This is a genomic window from Thermus kawarayensis JCM 12314 (assembly GCF_055393575.1).
Genome location: NZ_AP043757.1, coordinates 136,928 through 152,393 on the forward strand (window position 1 = coordinate 136,928; position 15,466 = coordinate 152,393).

Consider the following 15,466-nt stretch of genomic DNA (forward strand, 5'->3'; position numbering starts at 1 on the left):
GAGCGCTCTGTAAACCCGAAACAGAAACCCACGGGCGTTAGAGAGAAGAGGGGGTGTGGGGGCTATAATCCCCCGCCTCTTCAGAGCAGGGATACATGGGTCAGCGAAGCTACATGCGACCGAAGGGAGCTTGGCTCCCCCACGCGCTCCGAAAGAGCGCACAGCACGGTGGGCGGTCGTTTTGTGGTATCATGTGCATGTGCCTATCCTCGCCTGCAAAGCGGAAGCTAACCGCGTAAGCGGTAGCGTTTTAGCTGGTGGGCGGGTCGTGGAAGTGGACCCCGGGCACACGAGCCAGGTTTGCCCGGTGTGCGGCCACAGACAGAAGCACCCCCTCCGGATACGGGTGTACACTTGTTCCCACATGTGGAACGCTTCTACACAGAGATGTGGCCGCCGCACTGAACGTCCTGGCGAGGGCTCGGGTCAGCCCCGTAGGGGCTACCTTGTCGGAGCCTTCGGGAACGGGGACGGCGAGAGCCGCTCCGTGAGGCCCGAGAAGCACCGTTCTTCGGAACGGGGAGTTGTCACAATACTCTCGTATGGGAAAGGGTAAGTTCTTTAGCTCGTTCTTGCTGGCCTTCCTGGCCGCCCCCTTCGTGGCCTGCAACAACCTTGGCTCCAACACCCCAGCACCGAGGACTTTCCTCCTCTCCCTCTCCCCCACGAGCCTGACGGTCCAGCAGGGGGCCCAGGGCCAGACCACCCTCACCCTCACGCCCCGGAACGGCTTCCAGGGCACCGTTTCTCTCTCCCTCGTAGCGGGTCAGGACGGGGTGCCCCAGGGGCTCTCCCTCTCCCCCACGAGCCTCCAGGTCACGGGCTCCAACCCGGTGAGCCAGACCCTCACCCTCGCGGCCTCCCCCGCCACGCCCACGGGCACCTACCGCCTGAAGGTGCGGGGAGTTTCGGGGAGCCTCACCGGGGAGGCGGATCTCACCGTGACGGTGAACGCCCCCCCTGGCGGGGGCGATACGGCCACCGTGGAAACCCCCGGGGGGCAGGTGAGGCTGGCGCTGCAGGAAGGCACCTTTGCACGGGACCCCACCTCCCAGAGCGTGGCCCCGCCTCAAGACTTCCAGGCACCCTACGGGGCCATCGCCTTCACGGCGCAGGTACCCCAGGGCGGCAGGCTCACGGTGACCCTGACCTTCCCCGGCCCCGTCCCCCCAGGGGCGGTCCTGAGGAAGCACCTGAACGGAACTTGGCAGGAGGTTCCCGGGGCCCAAGTATCCGGCAACACGGCCACCTACCAGGTGGAGGACGGTGGGCCCCTGGATGCCGACGGGCGGCGGAACGGCCAAGTGGAAGACCCGGTGGTCCTCCTCGCCCCGGCCCCCACCTTCACCCTCTCCGGCCCTAACCCGACCGTCCTCCCCGTTCCCCAGGGGGGCACGGGCACCTTCCAGCTGACCTTGGTCTCCCAAAACGGCTTCCAGGGCCAGGTCGCCCTGAGCCTGGCGGACGGCCAAGACCCTGTGCCCCAAGGCCTGGGCATGGACACCGCCCCCCCTTCCCCCATCCGCCTCCAGGCGGAGGGAAGCGTGGACGTGACCGTCACTCTGGGCGTGGGCCGAGAGGTGCCCCCTGGCACCTACCGCCTGAAGGTGCGGGGAGTTTCGGGGAGCCTCACCAGGGAGACGGACCTCGCCCTCACTGTCACCACTCCGCCTCCACCGCCAGGCTTCACCCTCTCGCTCACCCCCACGAGCCTCATGGTCCAGCAGGGGACTAGCGGCACCATCGCCCTCACCCTCACCCCGCAGAACGGCTTCACGGGGCAGGTCAGCCTCTCCCTGGTGGACGGGAGCGGCAACCCCGTTTCCGGGATCGGCTTCACGCCCGTGAGCGTGGATGTCTCCGGCCCCAATCCTGTCACCCAGACCCTCACGGTGAGCGTGGGCACCGGCGTCAACCCCGGGACCTACGCCCTTAGGGTACGGGGCACCTCGGGGAACCTCACCCGGGAGACCGACCTGAACCTGACGGTGACCCCGCCCCCCTCCTTCGCCCTCTCTCTCTCCCCCGCGAGCCTCACGGTGCAGCAAGGAGGACAGGGCCAGACCACCCTCACCCTCACGCCCCGGAACGGCTTCACGGGGACGGTGAACCTCAGCTTGGTGGGTGCCCCCAGCGGGGTCGCCCTCTCGCCCACCAGCGTAGCCGTTTCCGGCTCCGGTCCCGTGGCCCAGACCCTCACGGTGAGCGTAGGCGCCGGCGTCAACCCCGGGACCTACGCCCTCAGGGTACGGGGCACCTCGGGGAACCTCACCCGGGAGACCGACCTGAACCTGACGGTGACCCCGCCCCCCTCCTTCGCCCTCTCTCTCTCCCCCGCGAGCCTCACGGTGCAGCAAGGAGGACAGGGCCAGACCACCCTCACCCTCACGCCCCGGAACGGCTTCACGGGGACGGTGAACCTCAGCTTGGTGGGTGCCCCCAGCGGGGTCGCCCTCTCGCCCACCAGCGTAGCCGTTTCCGGCTCCGGTCCCGTGGCCCAGACCCTCACGGTGAGCGTAGGCGCCGGCGTCAACCCCGGGACCTACGCCCTCAGGGTGCGGGGCACCTCGGGGAACCTCACCCGGGAGACCGACCTCGCCCTGCAGGTAGTGGCCTCCCAGACCGGGGACTTCTCCCTGATCCTGGAAAGCTCCTCCCTTTCCATCGCTCCGGGAGGCACGGCCTATGTGCGCCTCTCGGTCACGGGAAACTACGCGGGGCAGGTGAACCTCTCCTTGGTGGACGGAAGCGGCAATCCCTTTCCCGGGGTAAGCCTCTCCCCCTCCAGTACCCCTGTGCCCTCGGCGCCCATGCTGGAGCTCGTTGCCTCCCCTTCCTTGTCCCCAGGCACCTACAACCTCAAGGTGCGGGGCACCGCAGGAAGCCTCATCCGGGAGGCCAACCTCACCCTCACCGTCACCGCCCCGCCCACCAGCCTCAACCTCCGCATCGCCAAGGCCGAATGGGGGCAGACGGTCCTGAAGGAAACCCTCCGCCTGGTGGCGGGTAAGCCCGTCCTCCTGCGGGTCCATCTGGTGGCCGGACCCAGCCCCATTTCCCTGACGCAGGCCCTTTCGGGGGCGGTCTACCTGGGAAGCACCCTCCAGGGCAACCTGGCCTTCACCTGCCCCAACCCCGTCCCCACGGGTACCGTCCCCGGGGACCTCGCCACCACCTGCAACGCCACCCTGCCCGGCTCCTGGGTGGCCCCCGGGCTTCGGGTGGAACTCCAGGCCGACCCCAACGACCAGGTGGCGGAAACGGACGAGGGCGACAACGCCCTCACCCTGACCCCCCCCGTGGGCCAGGGAACCACCCTCCACCTCACCGTGGTCCCCGTGGTGCACCAGGGGCAGACGCCCTCCGTACCCGGCTTCAGCCAGACCCTCTGGCGTGTCTGGCCCTTAAAGGAAACCCCCTACACCACCCGGGCCCCCTACACCTTCTCCGGCACCCTCTCAAGCCAGGACGCCAGCGCCTGGGGCCAGCTCCTCAACGAACTCCGCCTCCTGCGCCAAGCGGACGGGAGCGGGCGTTACTACTACGGGTTCGTAAAGGTAAGCTACACCTCCGGCATCGCCGGGATCGGCTACATCGGTTTCCCCGTGGCCGTAGGCTGGGACTACCCCCAAAGCGCTCCGGCGGTGATGGCCCACGAGCTCGGGCACAACTTCGGGCGGGACCACGCCCCTTGCGGTGTGAGCGGGGACCCGAACTACCCCTACCCGGACGGGAAGATCGGCACCTGGGGCTATGACCTGGCCGACGGGACCCTGAAAGACCCGGGCCAACGCTACGACCTCATGAGCTACTGCGGCCCGCAGTGGGTTTCCGACTACACTTACGAGGGCGCCCAGTCTTTCCTGGAGAACAACCCCCCCTCGCCCCAGTCCCTCCCCCAGGAGGAAGGCCTCCTCTTCTCCGGGTACCTCCTCGGGGACCGGGCGGTCCTCAACCCGCCCCTGAGGAGCGCGGCCTCCCCCGAAGGCCGCCCTTCCCCCTACCGCCTGGAAGTGGACGGGAGGGAGTACCAGGTTTTCGTCCTGGAGGACTCCCTGGGCGCCCTCCACTTCCAGGCCAAGGTGCCCCTGGGAAGCTGGAGCCGGGTGACCCTGAGGGAGGGCGGAAGGGTCCTGGCGGAGAGGGCGCGGGGGCTCACCCCCCTGGCCGAGCCCCAGGTGTCCCTCCGGGAGGAGGCGGGCTCCCTCCTCGTCAGGTGGACGGGCTACCCCTTCCTCTCCCTCGTCTACGTGGCCCCGGACGGGGAGCGCACCCCCTTGGGCCTCTGGCACAGGGGCGGGGAGAGCAGGTTCTCCTTGGAGGGGCTTCCCCCGGGAGGGGAGTTCGAGGTGGAGCTCTCCGATGGGCTAGGGGTCCGCGTCCTCCGCTTCCCCCGCTAGGGGGGCGAGGAGCGCCGAGGGGCGGGAGGGGGCCAAGGCGGAAGAGCCCAAGAAGGGCTAGGCCCTAGACCGGGGGGATGGGGGCCGGGCCCGGGGGGTGAAGAAGCGGAGGAAGTCCCTGAAGGCCACCTCCCGGCCCCGGGGCACCTCCAGGGTTTCCAGGAACTCGCGGAAGGAGAGGAAGTCGGCCTCCTGGTAGGGGTTCTCGTAGCCGTGGGCGAAGTAGAGGCGGCGGGCCTCCCGGGCCAGGAAGGGGCTCAAGGTGGCGTAGAGGACCTGCCCCGCCTGTTGCCGGAGCTTTTCCAGCACCAGGGCGGTCTTGCCCGAGCCCGCAGGCCCCAGGAGGAGGAGGGGAAGGGGGGCCTTCAGGACCGCCTCCTGCGCCTGGTCAAAGGTGAGGGGCTTGTCCAGGAGGTGGAAGCGGGGCGCCCTGAGGTCCAGGTGGCGCACGGCCTCCGCCTGGGCGAGGAGGGCCTCCGGGGAGGGCAGGTCCTCCTCCCGCACCTCCGCCCCCCGCAGGAAGCGGGAGCGGTGGTAGGCGTGGTTGGGGATGACCTCCAGGACCAGCCACGCCCCTTCTCCCCCCACCCGCACCGGCTTGAGGAGGAGGCGGTCCTTGTCGCTGAGCTTGGCACGGAAATAGGGGGTAGGCGTGAGTTTTTTCAGCTCCGCCTGGGCCAGGTGTCCGGAGCGCAGGGCCTCCAGCACCCGCTCCACGCGGGCTTGGAGATGGGGAGGCACCTCGAGGCCCTCGTAGAGCAAAACCCGCATGGGACCACAATAGCGTCAGGCCTCGGCGCCGAAGACTTGGTCCTTCTCCCGAAGGGCCCGCAAGCCCTCTAGGGCATTAAGCCAGAGGGTTGATGTATAATCACGACGTATGCTCCGCAAGCAAGTCTACCTCACCCCCGAGGAGGAGGCCAAGCTCAAACGCCTGGCCCGCACCACGGGGCGCACCGAGGCGGAGGTCCTCCGCCTGGCCCTGGACCTCCTCCCGGAGGAGGAGGCCCCCCTGCTCCTGGCCCTGGCGGAAGAAGGCCTCCTGGAGGTCCCCCACCGGGCCGTGACCCCGGCCCGGATGGAGGAGGCCTACCGCCGCTACCTGGAGCGGGTGGCCGGGCGCAGGCTCGGCCTCTCCGAGGCGGTCCTGGCGGACCGGGAGGGGCGGTGATCCCTCCCTACCTGGACACCTCGGCCCTGGTGAAGCGCTACGATCCGAAGGAGCCGGGGGCGGAGGAGGTGAGCGCCCTCTTCGGCCGGGTGGGGGCGGTGCTCACAAGCTCCCTGGCGGTGGTGGAGGCCATGTCCGCCTTCCGCATCAAGGAGAGGCAAGGGGTCCTCACCCCGGAGGAGGTGCGCCTGGCCGTGGAGGCCCTGGAGGCTCACGCCGCCCTGCAGTACCGCCTGGTTCCCCCGAAGCCCCCGGTTCTCCGGGAGGCCAAGCGGCTCCTCCTGCGCCACAAGCTCCGGGCCTACGACGCCCTGCACCTGGCCACCGCCCTGGTGGTGGCCCGGGTGGCAGGGGTAGAGCCGCAGGAGCTTCCCTTCTGGACGGCGGACGAGGAGCAGGCGCGGGCGGGGGAGGCCGAGGGGCTGGCGGTGAAGCGGGTGTGACCGGAGGCGGGTTCGTGAGAGGCTAGGTGCCAACCCGGAGTTCCACCACCCCTCCCGATCCGTCCCGTAAAACTTCCCCCCGCGCTTGAGCACCCCCATGGCAAAGGTTAGGCCCCTTAGCCTCCCCGCCTTCACCCAACGGGTACCCCCATGCCTCCGCAGCTGGATACCATCCAGCACACGGTTAGACCTGAGCCTCGTGACAAAGTCACGCCGTAGGCGTAGCTTGTGGCCAGCCCTGGGCATGGAGCCACTCCAGGACCCGCCGCGCCGCGTACCAGGCATCGCCAGAGGGGAAACCGAGGAAACCCCCCACCTCCCCCGTTAAGGTTTTTGTAAGCCCCCCTGGGGAGGATGGAGGTAGGGACCCCAGGGGTCCCGGAAAGGAGGCGGCGCATGAGCGGCAAGCGGCCTTGGCTTTTGGCGGGCCTCGCCCTCCTCCTCGCGGCCTGCGGCGGGGGGGCACCTCCCCAGGACCTCACCCTCTCGGCGGTGAGCCCGGACAGGCCCACGGTGGCCCAGGGGCAGAGCGTCACCCTCACCCTCACCTTCACCTCGCAGAACGGCTTCCAGGGGCAGGTCTCCCTGAGCGTCACGGAGAACGGCCAGCCCCCCTCCTGGCTCAGCCTGTCCCCTACCAGCAAGAGCCTGAACGTGCCCAAGGGGGGGCAGGTGCAGGAGACCCTCCAGGTCCAGGTGACGCAGGACGCCCCCACGGGGACCCACAGCCTGAAGCTCAGGGCCGCCTACGGGGACAGGACGGCGGAGAGGGACCTCGCCCTCACCGTTACCGCTCCCCCTCCCCCGCCCGACTTCGCCCTCTCCCTGGACCCCGCGAGCCTCACGGTAGAACAGGGGTCCAGCGGCACCACCACCCTCACCCTCACCCCCCAGAACGGCTTCACGGGGACGGTCAGCCTCTCCCTGGCGGCGGGGCAGGAGGGGGTGCCCCAGGGGCTTTCCCTCTCCCCCCAGAGCCTCCAGGTCTCGGGGGCGAACCCCGTGACCCAGACTCTCACCCTCAGCGCCTCCACCACTATCCCCACGGGCACCTACCGCCTGAGGGTGCGGGGGACCTCGGGTAGCCTCACCCGGGAGGCGGACCTCACCCTCACGGTCACCGCCCCGTCCCCCAGCCTGGTTATGGTGCTGGAACATGACCTATGGCGTTGTCCTTCCAGCCCGACCTTCACCGGCACCCTGGAGGGCACGCCTACTGCGCCTCTGCGCCTCCAGTACGCCCTTAAGCCCAAGGGAGCGCAGGACTTCGGGCCGTGGCAGGACGCCGGGGAGATGCAGGTGAGCGGGAACCAGGCCACCCTGGTCCTTTCCCAGCCGCCCTACCCGGAAGGTATAGAAGGTACTCCATGGCAAATAAGGATCCGCGTCCTCATGGGGGATCAGCCCGTGGGGCTCCGGTCCCGGCCCAACAACCCGGTGGTGCCCTTCTTCCAACTCACCGAGTATTGTTTCTTCCCTATATGGGTTTATAGCCTTTCGGAAGAGTACATTGCGGATATTGCCCAATCATCTGACCTTCTTTGCGCAATCACAAACCGCAAACGTCTTTACTGTCTGGACGGAGAGACTGGAAGTTTACGTTTCATTCATGACGCAAGTTCGGTGTTCAACGGGGGTCTGCATGATGTGACCGTGGCTGGGGATGGCCGGGTCTTCTTGGCGGGGACACAGCGCTCTGGAAATAGTGAGAGGGCAATAGTCCAGGTTCTTGGCCCAGACGGAAGCCCACATGCTCTCTACGACCTTTCTGGAGAGTTTGAGTTTGTTACCGCCTTATCTGTGGAAGGTGACACTATGTACGCCGGGGGCGTGCGCTGGGTTAGCCGGGCCTGTGCTGAAAGGGATCGGTCCGGTGTTTACAGGATGCGTGTGGCCAAATACCGCTTATCGGGCGGAGTGCCTCAGCTCGTGGCTATTTTTGACCCACAGCCCCAGGATGTGGCCGAAGACACCGACCCATACTGTTTCTACGGATACTCCTCTGTGGCAGCCCTTCGCCTCGTAGAGGGTAAGCTCTATGTGGCTTTCTCCGCCGGAGGATATGCTTGGTATTGGGAACCAGATGGGAAGTGGTATATTGCTGCTGGATACCCCGGTTTGGCCCGTCTGGACGGTGAAACCCTGGCAAAGGACTGGCTATACCCACCCCATAGGTTGGGCAACCCTCCAGACCAGAGATCTTGGGACCCAAGATGGGGGGGACGGGGTTCGTACCTCTTCTGGTCTTCGAATTCTGGGGAAGGTCCGGCTTTCCAGTACAGTGCTGCTGGCTTTGACATAGGAAACACATACCTTTATTTCCACGCGATGCAGGGCTGTAGCATCTGTCCTTTTACGACAGGGGTGGTGATTGCTGACCGGGAGAACGGCACGCTTACCACAGTCTTTCCTGAAGAATCTGATAGGTACTTACCTAACATGCTGTTTCTGCCGGATGGAAGGGTAGTAGGGATTGTAGGGTATGGGCTGGTACTTTATGGGCCATTTTCCGGTCCTTTAGAAAAGGCACACGCGGTGATCCCAGGAGATGCCTTCTTCGTCCTTAAGGACGGGCAAGGCCGGGTTTATGTGGCTGGGGGTGCTTTCCTCGCCCGCTACCGCTAAGCTTTCGCCCCGGCGGTTAAGTCCGGCGTAACGTGCCGGGGCCAAGAAAAGAGGTGATGATGAAGAGGGAGGCAGAAGCCACGGGCGGGACCCCTAGGTCGCCGCGTTGGGGCGGCTGCCTGGGCCGGAGGCCAAACATGTTCCCGTTGTAGATGCGGGCGAGTTCCACGAGGCCCTTCTCCCCCTTGATCCCCAGGGCTCCCGGGGTCGCGCCGAGGGCGTGCGTTGGCCTTTGCGGAGATACCGCCTTGGGCTTCTTCATCTCGGCCCTCTGGATGGGGTCATTCCACATCATCGGCGTCTGGCCCAGAGGGGTCCTATCCACCGAGGGGTTGGCCTTAAGCTCCGCTTAAGGAAAGGCCCCTTGTTCCCTTTAGCCTGCGGGCTTAGGCTTCCCTGGCAAGGAGGCGAGCATGGAGTTCACCCCCCTCGAGGCCGCCCACCTCCTGCGCCGGGCCGCCGCCCGGGGCCGGAAGGAGGAGGCGGAGGCCTTGGCCGAGCTGGGGCTCAAGGGGGCGGTGGAGCGGCTCCTCGCCCCGCCCGCCCTCCCCCCCGACCCCGAGCTCCCGGAGAAGCCCGGGGAGGCCTGGGAGCCCCTCACCGCCTGGTGGCTGAACCACTGGCTCACCACCCCCACCCCGGCCGCGGAAAGGCTCGTCCTCTTCCTCCACGGCCACTTCACCAGCGAGCTAAGGAAGGTGCGCTCCCCCCAGGCCATGGCCCTGCAGAACCAGACCTTCCGCGCCCTCGCCTACGGCTCCTTCCGGGACCTCCTCTTCGCCGTGGCCCGCGACCCCGCCATGCTTCTCTACCTGGACAACGCCCAAAGCCGCAAGGAGCACCCCAACGAGAACTGGGCCCGGGAGCTTCTGGAGCTCTTCACCCTGGGGGTGGGCCAGTACGGGGAGGAGGACGTGATGGCCGCCGCCCGCGCCTTCACCGGCTACTCCGTGGACGAGAAGGCCCTCAAAGCGGGGAAGCCCCGCTTCCTCTTCCGCCCGGCCTGGCACGACCCGGGCAGGAAGGGCTTCCTGGGGAGGGAGGTGGAGAGCGGGGAGGAGGTCCTGGAGATCCTGACCGACCACCCCGCCACCTACGAGCGCCTCGCCCGCAGGCTCCTCGCCTTCTACCACGCCCCCGACCCCGAGCCCGCCCTCGAGGCCGAGGTGGCGCGGATCCTCAAGGGGATGGGCTTCCGGGAGGCCCTCGCCTACCTCTTCCAGCAGGAGGCCTTCTACCGGGCGCGGGGCCGCTTGGTGAGGAGCCCCGTGGAGCACGTGGTGGGCCTGGCCTACGCCGCCTCCTTGCGGGAGGTGCCCAGGGCCTGGATCCGGGCCCTTCCCGCCATGGGGCAGGCCCCCTTCAACCCCCCAAGCGTCAAGGGCTGGGAGGGGGGCCGGGCCTGGCTCGGGGACACCGCCCTCCTCGTCCGGCTAAATCTGGCGGCGGGCCTGAAAGGGCCCCTGGACCTCTTCGTCTTCGCGGAAGGGGAAGGCCTCGAGGCCCTCGTCCGCCCCGAGGCCCAGCTCCTTTAGGAGGTGAGTGTGGATCGGCGCGAGTTCGTCAAAAGCGGCCTCTTGGGCCTTGCCCTGAGCCAGGCCCCAACCCTTTTCTGGCGCACCGCCCTGGCGGCGGGGGCCGGGGGGAAGATCCTGGTGGTGGTCCAGCTCTCCGGGGGGAACGACCAACTCAACACCCTGGTGCCCTACCGGCAGGAGCTCTACTACCGCCTGAGGCCGAGGCTTGCGGTGCCCGCCCGGGAGGTGCTGGACCTGGACGGGCGTCTGGGCCTGCACCCCGCCCTTAGGCCCCTCATGCCCCTCTACGAGGCGGGGGCCCTGGCCCTCCTTCCCCAGGTGGGCTACCCGAACCCCAGCCGGAGCCACTTCGTCTCCATGGCGGTCTGGCACACCGCCGATCCCGAGCGGAAGGCCTCCTCGGGCTGGCTCGGGCGGCTTTTGGACCAGGGGGCGGACCCCCTGTGCGAAACCTACCTGGGGGCCAGCACCCCCTTAGCCCTCACCGGGAGCCAGGCCCTGGCCCCCAGTGTGGAGAGCCTGGAGGGCTTTGAGCTCAGGCTCCCCCCTCCCTTGCGCACCCGCTGGGAGGAGGCCCTCCTCCGCCCCAGGCAGGGGGAGGCGGAGGAGGTGCGCCAGGCCTTCCTGAGGCTCAAGGCCACCCTGGCCCAGGTGGGGCGGGCCCGGGGGGTGAAAAACCGGGTGGACTACCCCAACCACCCCTTCGGCAGGGCCCTGGCCGACGTGGCCCGCATGATCGCCGCCGAGCTACCCACCCGGGTCTTCTACGTCTCCTTGGGGAGCTTTGACACCCACGCCGACCAGCCCAAGCGGCACGAGGAGCTCCTCGGCCTCCTGGCCCAGGGGCTTGCCGCCTTCCACCAGGAGATGCGCCTCCTGGGAAGGGAGCGGGAGGTCTTGGTCCTGGGCTTCTCCGAGTTCGGGCGGCGGGCTCAGGAGAACGCCTCCTACGGCACCGACCACGGCAAGGGAGGGCTGATGTTCGCCCTGGGGCCGGTGCGGGGCGGGGTCTTGGGCTCCGAGCCCGACCTCGAGGACCTGGACGAGGGAGACCTCCGCTTCCAGCTGGACTTCCGCAGTGTCTACGGGGCCGCACTCCGCTTCCTGGGCCTCGAGCCCGCCTCCATCCTGGGCCCGGGTCCGGCCCCCATCCCCCTGGTCTAGGGCCTAGCCCTTCTTGGGCTCTTCCGCTTTGGCCTCCGGGGGCTTGGCCTCCTCCTTGACCTCCTCCACCACCCCCTCCACGCTCCGCTTGAACTCCCGCACGGACTGGCCTAGGCCCCGGGCGAGCTCGGGGAGCTTCCGGGGGCCGAAGAGGAGGAGGGCCACCACCAGGATAGCGATGAGCTGGGCCGGGCTATCGATCATGCCCTGAGTCTGCCCGGGCAACCTGAAGGGAGGCTGAAGCCCTAGATGAGGCGGTTCCTCAGGGCCTTGACCGCGGCCTCAGTCCGGTCCCTGGTCCCCAGCTTCTCCAGAAGGCTTTCCACGTGGCCCTTGACCGTGCTGGGGCTGATCCCCAAGGCCTAGGCCATCTCCCCGAGGATGAGCCAGGCCACCGGAGGGTCCAGGTGGGCGGTGCCTAGGGCGGCGGCCCGCACGGCCAGGAGGAAGCCCTGGGGATCCCCCCAAGGCCGCCCGCACCACCCCCCCGCCGGAGCCCAGGTGCGGGGTGTGGAGTGATCCAGAAGCTCCCGCCCGGAGGTATAGCCTAGAGGGATGGGCGAGGAAGAAGAGGAGATCCACCTACTGCGCCGGGTGGCCCTGGGGGACGAGGAGGCCCTCCTCGCCCTCTACCGCCGCTACGCCCCGAGGGTCCACGGGCTCGCCCGGCGCATCCTCCGGGACGGGCACGAGGCCAAGGACGTGGTGCAGGAAACTTTCTTGCGCATCTGGAACAAGGCGGAGCGCTTCGACCCCGCCCTGGGCCGACCCGTCACCTGGATCCTCACCATCGCCCACAGGCTGGCCTTGAAGCGCCTCAAGGCCATGGAGCCCCTCGCCCTCCTCCAGGAGGACGGGGCGGAGGAGCGCGTGGGCGGGGACGATCACCTGGACCGGCTCCGGGTAACCCAGGCCCTGAAGGCCCTTTCGCCCGAGGACCGGAAGCTCCTGGAGTTGGCCTACTACCAGGGCTATTCCCACAGCGAGCTGGCCGTGCTCTTGGGCTGGCTCCTCGGCACCGTGAAGAGCCGGCTCCGCCGCGCTTTGGCCAAGCTGGAGGAGAAGCTCAAATGACCCACCCGGATCCGGACGACCTGGTGCGCCTGGCCCTGGACCTCCTGCCCGAGGGGGAGAGGAGGGGGGTTTTGGCCCACCTGAAGCGCTGCCCCTCCTGCCGCGCCGCCTACCGCACCCACCTGGAAACCCTGAGCGCCCTGGCCCCCGAGGCCCCCGTGCCCCCCTCCTGGGAGGCGGAGCTAAGGGAGCGCCTCCGCCCGAGGCCCCATTGGGCGCGCAGACGGGTTCTGGCCCTGGGGCTTGCCGCCCTCCTCCTGGCCCTCCTGGGGTCCTTTGGGCTCCGAACCTGGCAGAGGGCGCTCGCCGAGAGGCGGTTCCTCGCCCTGGCGGCCGAGCCCGGGGCCCGGCTCATGCCCCTCCTCTCCCCCACGGGCCGCCAGACGGGCTGGGCCCTGCGCACCGCCAAAGGGGAGGTTCTGCTCCTCCTCAAGTCCCCCCCGCCCCCGGGCCGGGTCTACCAGGCCTGGCTCATCCAGGACGGGGGCCGGAAGAGCCTCGGCCTCTCCCCCACCCCCCTCCTGGAGGTAGGCCCCCTGCCCGAGGGGAGCCTGGTGGGGGTCTCGGTGGAGCCCCCAGGGGGCAGCCCCGCCCCCACCACCCCCTCGGTGGGCCGGGCGCAGCTCTAGGCCCTGGGAAGAAAGGTGGCCATGAAGGGATGGGAAGCGGGACTCATCGCCTCAGACCTAAAGAAAGCGGTCTGCCCCTCCTGGGCCAGGAAGGCCTCTACCAGGTTTCCAAGAACCTCCCCTCGGACCCCGGGCTCCGGGGCCGCCCGCACCGCCTGGAGGCGGGAAAGACCCTCGGGCACTGGGCCGAGCGGGGATGGAGCCAGGAGGCCCGGGTGCGGCCCATGAGCCGGATAGACTGGCCCCGTCCCGGGGCCTTCCTAAGGGTGGGGGAGGCCCTCGAGGTCCGGGGCATCGCCTTTGCCGGAGGGAAGCCGGCGCTGGCGGTGGAGGTCTCGGTGGACGGGGGGAAAGGGCCAAGCTTCTCCCCTTCCCGGGACCCTACGCCTGGCGGCTTTGGCGCTACCCCTGGCGCCCGGAGGTCCCGGGGCGCCACACCCTCCTGGTGCGGGCCTGGACCCTGCCCCGAGGGACCCCCTCCCGGATGGGGCCACGGGGCTCCACCGGGTGGAGGCCGTGGTGCGCTGAGGCCGCCCCGGGGACCGGAGGTGGGAAAGAAGGGGCAGGAAATCCGAGACCAAAGGGGATCCGCTTCGCCCCCTTTCGGGGTATTACCGGGTGGAGGTGAGGGTATGGAGCGTAGGGCGTTTTTGCAGGCCGCAGGTGGGGTTCTGGTTTCGGCCTTGGCCGGCCGGGCCTGGGCCCTGGTTCAGGCCACGGGGGAGGGGGTCTTCCGCCGCTACCCCGCGGAGTTCACCGGGTTCTCCGTGCCTCCCGGTCGGCCCTTCGCCGTCCAGGGGGTGGGGGAGACGCCCCTTGGCACCTCGGTCCTCATCCGCACCGTCAAGGAGCAGCCCCTCCACTACCACCGGGAGCGGCTGGAGGCGGCCCTAGTCCTCAGGGGAGAGGGGGTTCTGGTGGCCGGGGGCCGGGAAACCCGCATCGCTCCCGGGCAGGTGGTCCTCATCCCCCCCATGACCGCCCACGCCTTCCTCGGGGAGCTGGACCTCCTCTCCCGCTTCAGCCCCAGGCTCATGGGCGACGTGGTCTTCGTGGACCGGGGTCCCGGGCCCCAGGAGGGGGTTCCCCTCCTCCTCACCCCCAAGCCCCCAGCGGTGCCCCAGGACCGCCCCTTCGCCGCCCAAGGCCTGGCCAACCACCCCCTGGGCACGGTGGTGGCGGTGGCCACCCGCACCGGGCAGCCCTGGCACTACCACCGCGCCCGTGACGAGGCCATCTACGTGCTGGAGGGCGAGGGAACAGCCCAGGTGGAGCTCAAGCGGGAGAGGGTGGGCCCGGGGAGCCTCATCCTGGTTCCGGCCGGGGCCATCCACCAGTTCCAGGGGACCTTGAGCTTCCTTTCCGTCTTCGGACCGGCCCTGATGGGGGATGTGGTCTTCCTATGAGGGGAGCGCTTCTCCTCCTCCTGCTTACCGCCTGCGCCCCCATGCCCCTCACCGCCCCCCAGGCGCCCGGGGGGACCGAGGTGCGGGTAAGCCTCGTGGACTTTGAGTTCCAGCCTAAGGCCCTGAAGGTCGCCCCGGGGACCACCCTGGTCTTCGTGAACCAAGGCCAGGCCCCCCACACCGTGACCGACAACCAGGGCCGCTTTGACAGCGGCGTACTGGCCCCGGGAGCCGAGTTCCGCCACACCTTCACCGGGCCCGGGGCCTACGCCATCTACTGCCGGATTCACCCCTATATGGTCTTCGGCCTCGAGGTGGGGCCCTGAGGGCCAAGGTGCCCTAAAGGGGACCCCCGCGGCCGCCACCCACGGACACCTTCCCGACCGGACTTCCGGCAAGGGGGCTGGTGGGGGAGTTCGCTTAGCATCGGAAACGCATAAGGGGGGACACCGTTTTATGCCGTTTCCCTCACCCTAGGCCACCGGTGGAAGAGGGCAAGAAGACCGGGCGGACCCTTTTCCGGTACCTCCACCCTGGAGGGCGTGCGCCACCTCGCCCGGTCCGTCACGGGCGAAGCCCGTAGCTTGGGCGCTACCCACGCCTCTTCTCGCTCCCCAAGCCAGGCGCAAAGTCCCCTCAGAATCCGGCCCATCACCGAGGGGCACCCGTAGGGCGAACCCCATCTTGTGGCTGCTTCCCCGTAAGGGGAACACGTTGAGGAGGCGGTAGATGGGGTAGAGGGAAAGCCTCTTCCCCAGCTCCACCCAGTCCCGCATGGGCCCCGCCGGGAGGATGAGGATGACCCCGCAGGGCTTCAAAAACCCTCTCCTGTTCCTCCGGGGAGAGCTTGGGCTTCTGTCCCGGGTTCTGGTGCCACCTGTCCTTCAGAGCTTCGGGGCTTTGCTGGTTGTAGCGCCGCACCGCCTCCTGCACCCAGCGGGGGGTGTTCAGGGTGATCCTGCTTGGCGTGATAGACGGCCAGGAGGCGGAGTCTCTCTACCGGGTCCTTGGCCTTC

General features: G+C 68.8%; 15 protein-coding genes and 1 pseudogene. 11 read left to right on the forward strand and 5 right to left on the reverse strand.

Going from position 1 to position 15,466, the window contains the following annotated elements:
• Nucleotides 1-274: 274 nt before the first annotated feature.
• Both ACZ5RK_RS11940 and ACZ5RK_RS11945 read left to right on the forward strand, forming a co-directional pair.
• The gene (locus tag ACZ5RK_RS11940) at nucleotides 275-556 is read left to right on the forward strand and encodes a transposase family protein (protein WP_464910318.1); all 282 of its coding nucleotides are present in this window, start codon (nucleotides 275-277) and stop codon (nucleotides 554-556) included.
• On the forward strand, nucleotides 543-4,400 hold the full coding sequence (locus ACZ5RK_RS11945) for a choice-of-anchor U domain-containing protein (protein WP_464910207.1): 3,858 nt from the start codon (nucleotides 543-545) through the stop codon (nucleotides 4,398-4,400). The genes ACZ5RK_RS11940 and ACZ5RK_RS11945 overlap by 14 nt, the downstream gene beginning before the upstream one ends.
• A gap of 57 nt (nucleotides 4,401-4,457) precedes the next feature.
• Here ACZ5RK_RS11945 and ACZ5RK_RS11950 read toward each other — a convergent pair whose 3' ends face one another.
• Entirely contained in the window at nucleotides 4,458-5,171 is a 714-nt protein-coding gene (locus ACZ5RK_RS11950; RefSeq protein ID WP_464910208.1) for a hypothetical protein, read from the reverse strand.
• Between the two features lie 109 nt (nucleotides 5,172-5,280).
• Between ACZ5RK_RS11950 and ACZ5RK_RS11955 the strand changes: the two genes are divergently transcribed.
• Both ACZ5RK_RS11955 and ACZ5RK_RS11960 read left to right on the forward strand, forming a co-directional pair.
• Nucleotides 5,281-5,571: a CopG family transcriptional regulator gene (locus ACZ5RK_RS11955; protein WP_464910209.1), complete on the forward strand. Its 291-nt coding sequence runs from the start codon at nucleotides 5,281-5,283 to the stop codon at nucleotides 5,569-5,571.
• Complete coding sequence (locus tag ACZ5RK_RS11960; RefSeq protein ID WP_464910210.1) at nucleotides 5,568-6,014, forward strand: type II toxin-antitoxin system VapC family toxin; 447 nt, start codon at nucleotides 5,568-5,570, stop codon at nucleotides 6,012-6,014. Before ACZ5RK_RS11955 ends, ACZ5RK_RS11960 begins: the two co-directional genes overlap by 4 nt.
• A 30-nt stretch (nucleotides 6,015-6,044) precedes the next feature.
• Here ACZ5RK_RS11960 and ACZ5RK_RS11965 read toward each other — a convergent pair.
• Nucleotides 6,045-6,300, reverse strand: a pseudogene (locus ACZ5RK_RS11965) (IS701 family transposase); the annotation flags it as partial.
• Between the two features lie 110 nt (nucleotides 6,301-6,410).
• On the opposite strand from ACZ5RK_RS11965, the gene ACZ5RK_RS11970 reads away from it, so the two are divergent.
• Nucleotides 6,411-8,639 carry a COG1470 family protein gene (locus tag ACZ5RK_RS11970; RefSeq protein ID WP_464910211.1) on the forward strand — a complete coding sequence of 743 codons (2,229 nt, stop codon included), beginning with the start codon at nucleotides 6,411-6,413 and terminating at the stop codon, nucleotides 8,637-8,639.
• Nucleotides 8,640-8,655: 16 nt separating this feature from the next.
• On the opposite strand, the gene ACZ5RK_RS11975 is transcribed toward ACZ5RK_RS11970, so the two are convergent.
• Nucleotides 8,656-8,901: a hypothetical protein gene (locus ACZ5RK_RS11975; protein WP_464910212.1), complete on the reverse strand. Its 246-nt coding sequence runs from the start codon at nucleotides 8,899-8,901 to the stop codon at nucleotides 8,656-8,658.
• 151 nt (nucleotides 8,902-9,052) lie between these two features.
• Between ACZ5RK_RS11975 and ACZ5RK_RS11980 the strand changes: the two genes are divergently transcribed.
• Together ACZ5RK_RS11980 and ACZ5RK_RS11985 are read left to right on the forward strand one after the other, a co-directional pair.
• The gene (locus tag ACZ5RK_RS11980; protein ID WP_464910213.1) at nucleotides 9,053-10,174 is read left to right on the forward strand and encodes a DUF1800 domain-containing protein; all 1,122 of its coding nucleotides are present in this window, start codon (nucleotides 9,053-9,055) and stop codon (nucleotides 10,172-10,174) included.
• 9 nt (nucleotides 10,175-10,183) lie between these two features.
• Nucleotides 10,184-11,341 carry a DUF1501 domain-containing protein gene (locus ACZ5RK_RS11985; protein ID WP_464910214.1) on the forward strand — a complete coding sequence of 386 codons (1,158 nt, stop codon included), beginning with the start codon at nucleotides 10,184-10,186 and terminating at the stop codon, nucleotides 11,339-11,341.
• Nucleotides 11,342-11,344: 3 nt separating this feature from the next.
• Here ACZ5RK_RS11985 and ACZ5RK_RS11990 read toward each other — a convergent pair whose 3' ends face one another.
• Both ACZ5RK_RS11990 and ACZ5RK_RS11995 read right to left on the reverse strand, forming a co-directional pair.
• Nucleotides 11,345-11,545, reverse strand: coding sequence for a Sec-independent protein translocase subunit TatA/TatB (locus ACZ5RK_RS11990; RefSeq protein ID WP_054647865.1), 201 nt, complete (start codon nucleotides 11,543-11,545; stop codon nucleotides 11,345-11,347).
• A 41-nt stretch (nucleotides 11,546-11,586) separates the two neighbouring features.
• Nucleotides 11,587-11,700, reverse strand: coding sequence for a response regulator transcription factor (locus tag ACZ5RK_RS11995; protein ID WP_464910215.1), 114 nt, complete (start codon nucleotides 11,698-11,700; stop codon nucleotides 11,587-11,589).
• A gap of 196 nt (nucleotides 11,701-11,896) precedes the next feature.
• On the opposite strand from ACZ5RK_RS11995, the gene ACZ5RK_RS12000 reads away from it, so the two are divergent.
• The 4 genes from ACZ5RK_RS12000 (at nucleotide 11,897) to ACZ5RK_RS12015 (ending at nucleotide 14,776) form a co-directional block, all read left to right on the forward strand.
• Nucleotides 11,897-12,415, forward strand: coding sequence for a sigma-70 family RNA polymerase sigma factor (locus tag ACZ5RK_RS12000; RefSeq protein ID WP_054647863.1), 519 nt, complete (start codon nucleotides 11,897-11,899; stop codon nucleotides 12,413-12,415).
• Nucleotides 12,412-13,044, forward strand: coding sequence for an anti-sigma factor (locus ACZ5RK_RS12005; protein ID WP_464910216.1), 633 nt, complete (start codon nucleotides 12,412-12,414; stop codon nucleotides 13,042-13,044). The genes ACZ5RK_RS12000 and ACZ5RK_RS12005 overlap by 4 nt, the downstream gene beginning before the upstream one ends.
• A 632-nt stretch (nucleotides 13,045-13,676) precedes the next feature.
• Nucleotides 13,677-14,450: a cupin domain-containing protein gene (locus tag ACZ5RK_RS12010; protein ID WP_464910217.1), complete on the forward strand. Its 774-nt coding sequence runs from the start codon at nucleotides 13,677-13,679 to the stop codon at nucleotides 14,448-14,450.
• Complete coding sequence (locus tag ACZ5RK_RS12015) at nucleotides 14,447-14,776, forward strand: cupredoxin domain-containing protein (protein WP_054647849.1); 330 nt, start codon at nucleotides 14,447-14,449, stop codon at nucleotides 14,774-14,776. Before ACZ5RK_RS12010 ends, ACZ5RK_RS12015 begins: the two co-directional genes overlap by 4 nt.
• Nucleotides 14,777-15,466: the final 690 nt, after the last annotated feature.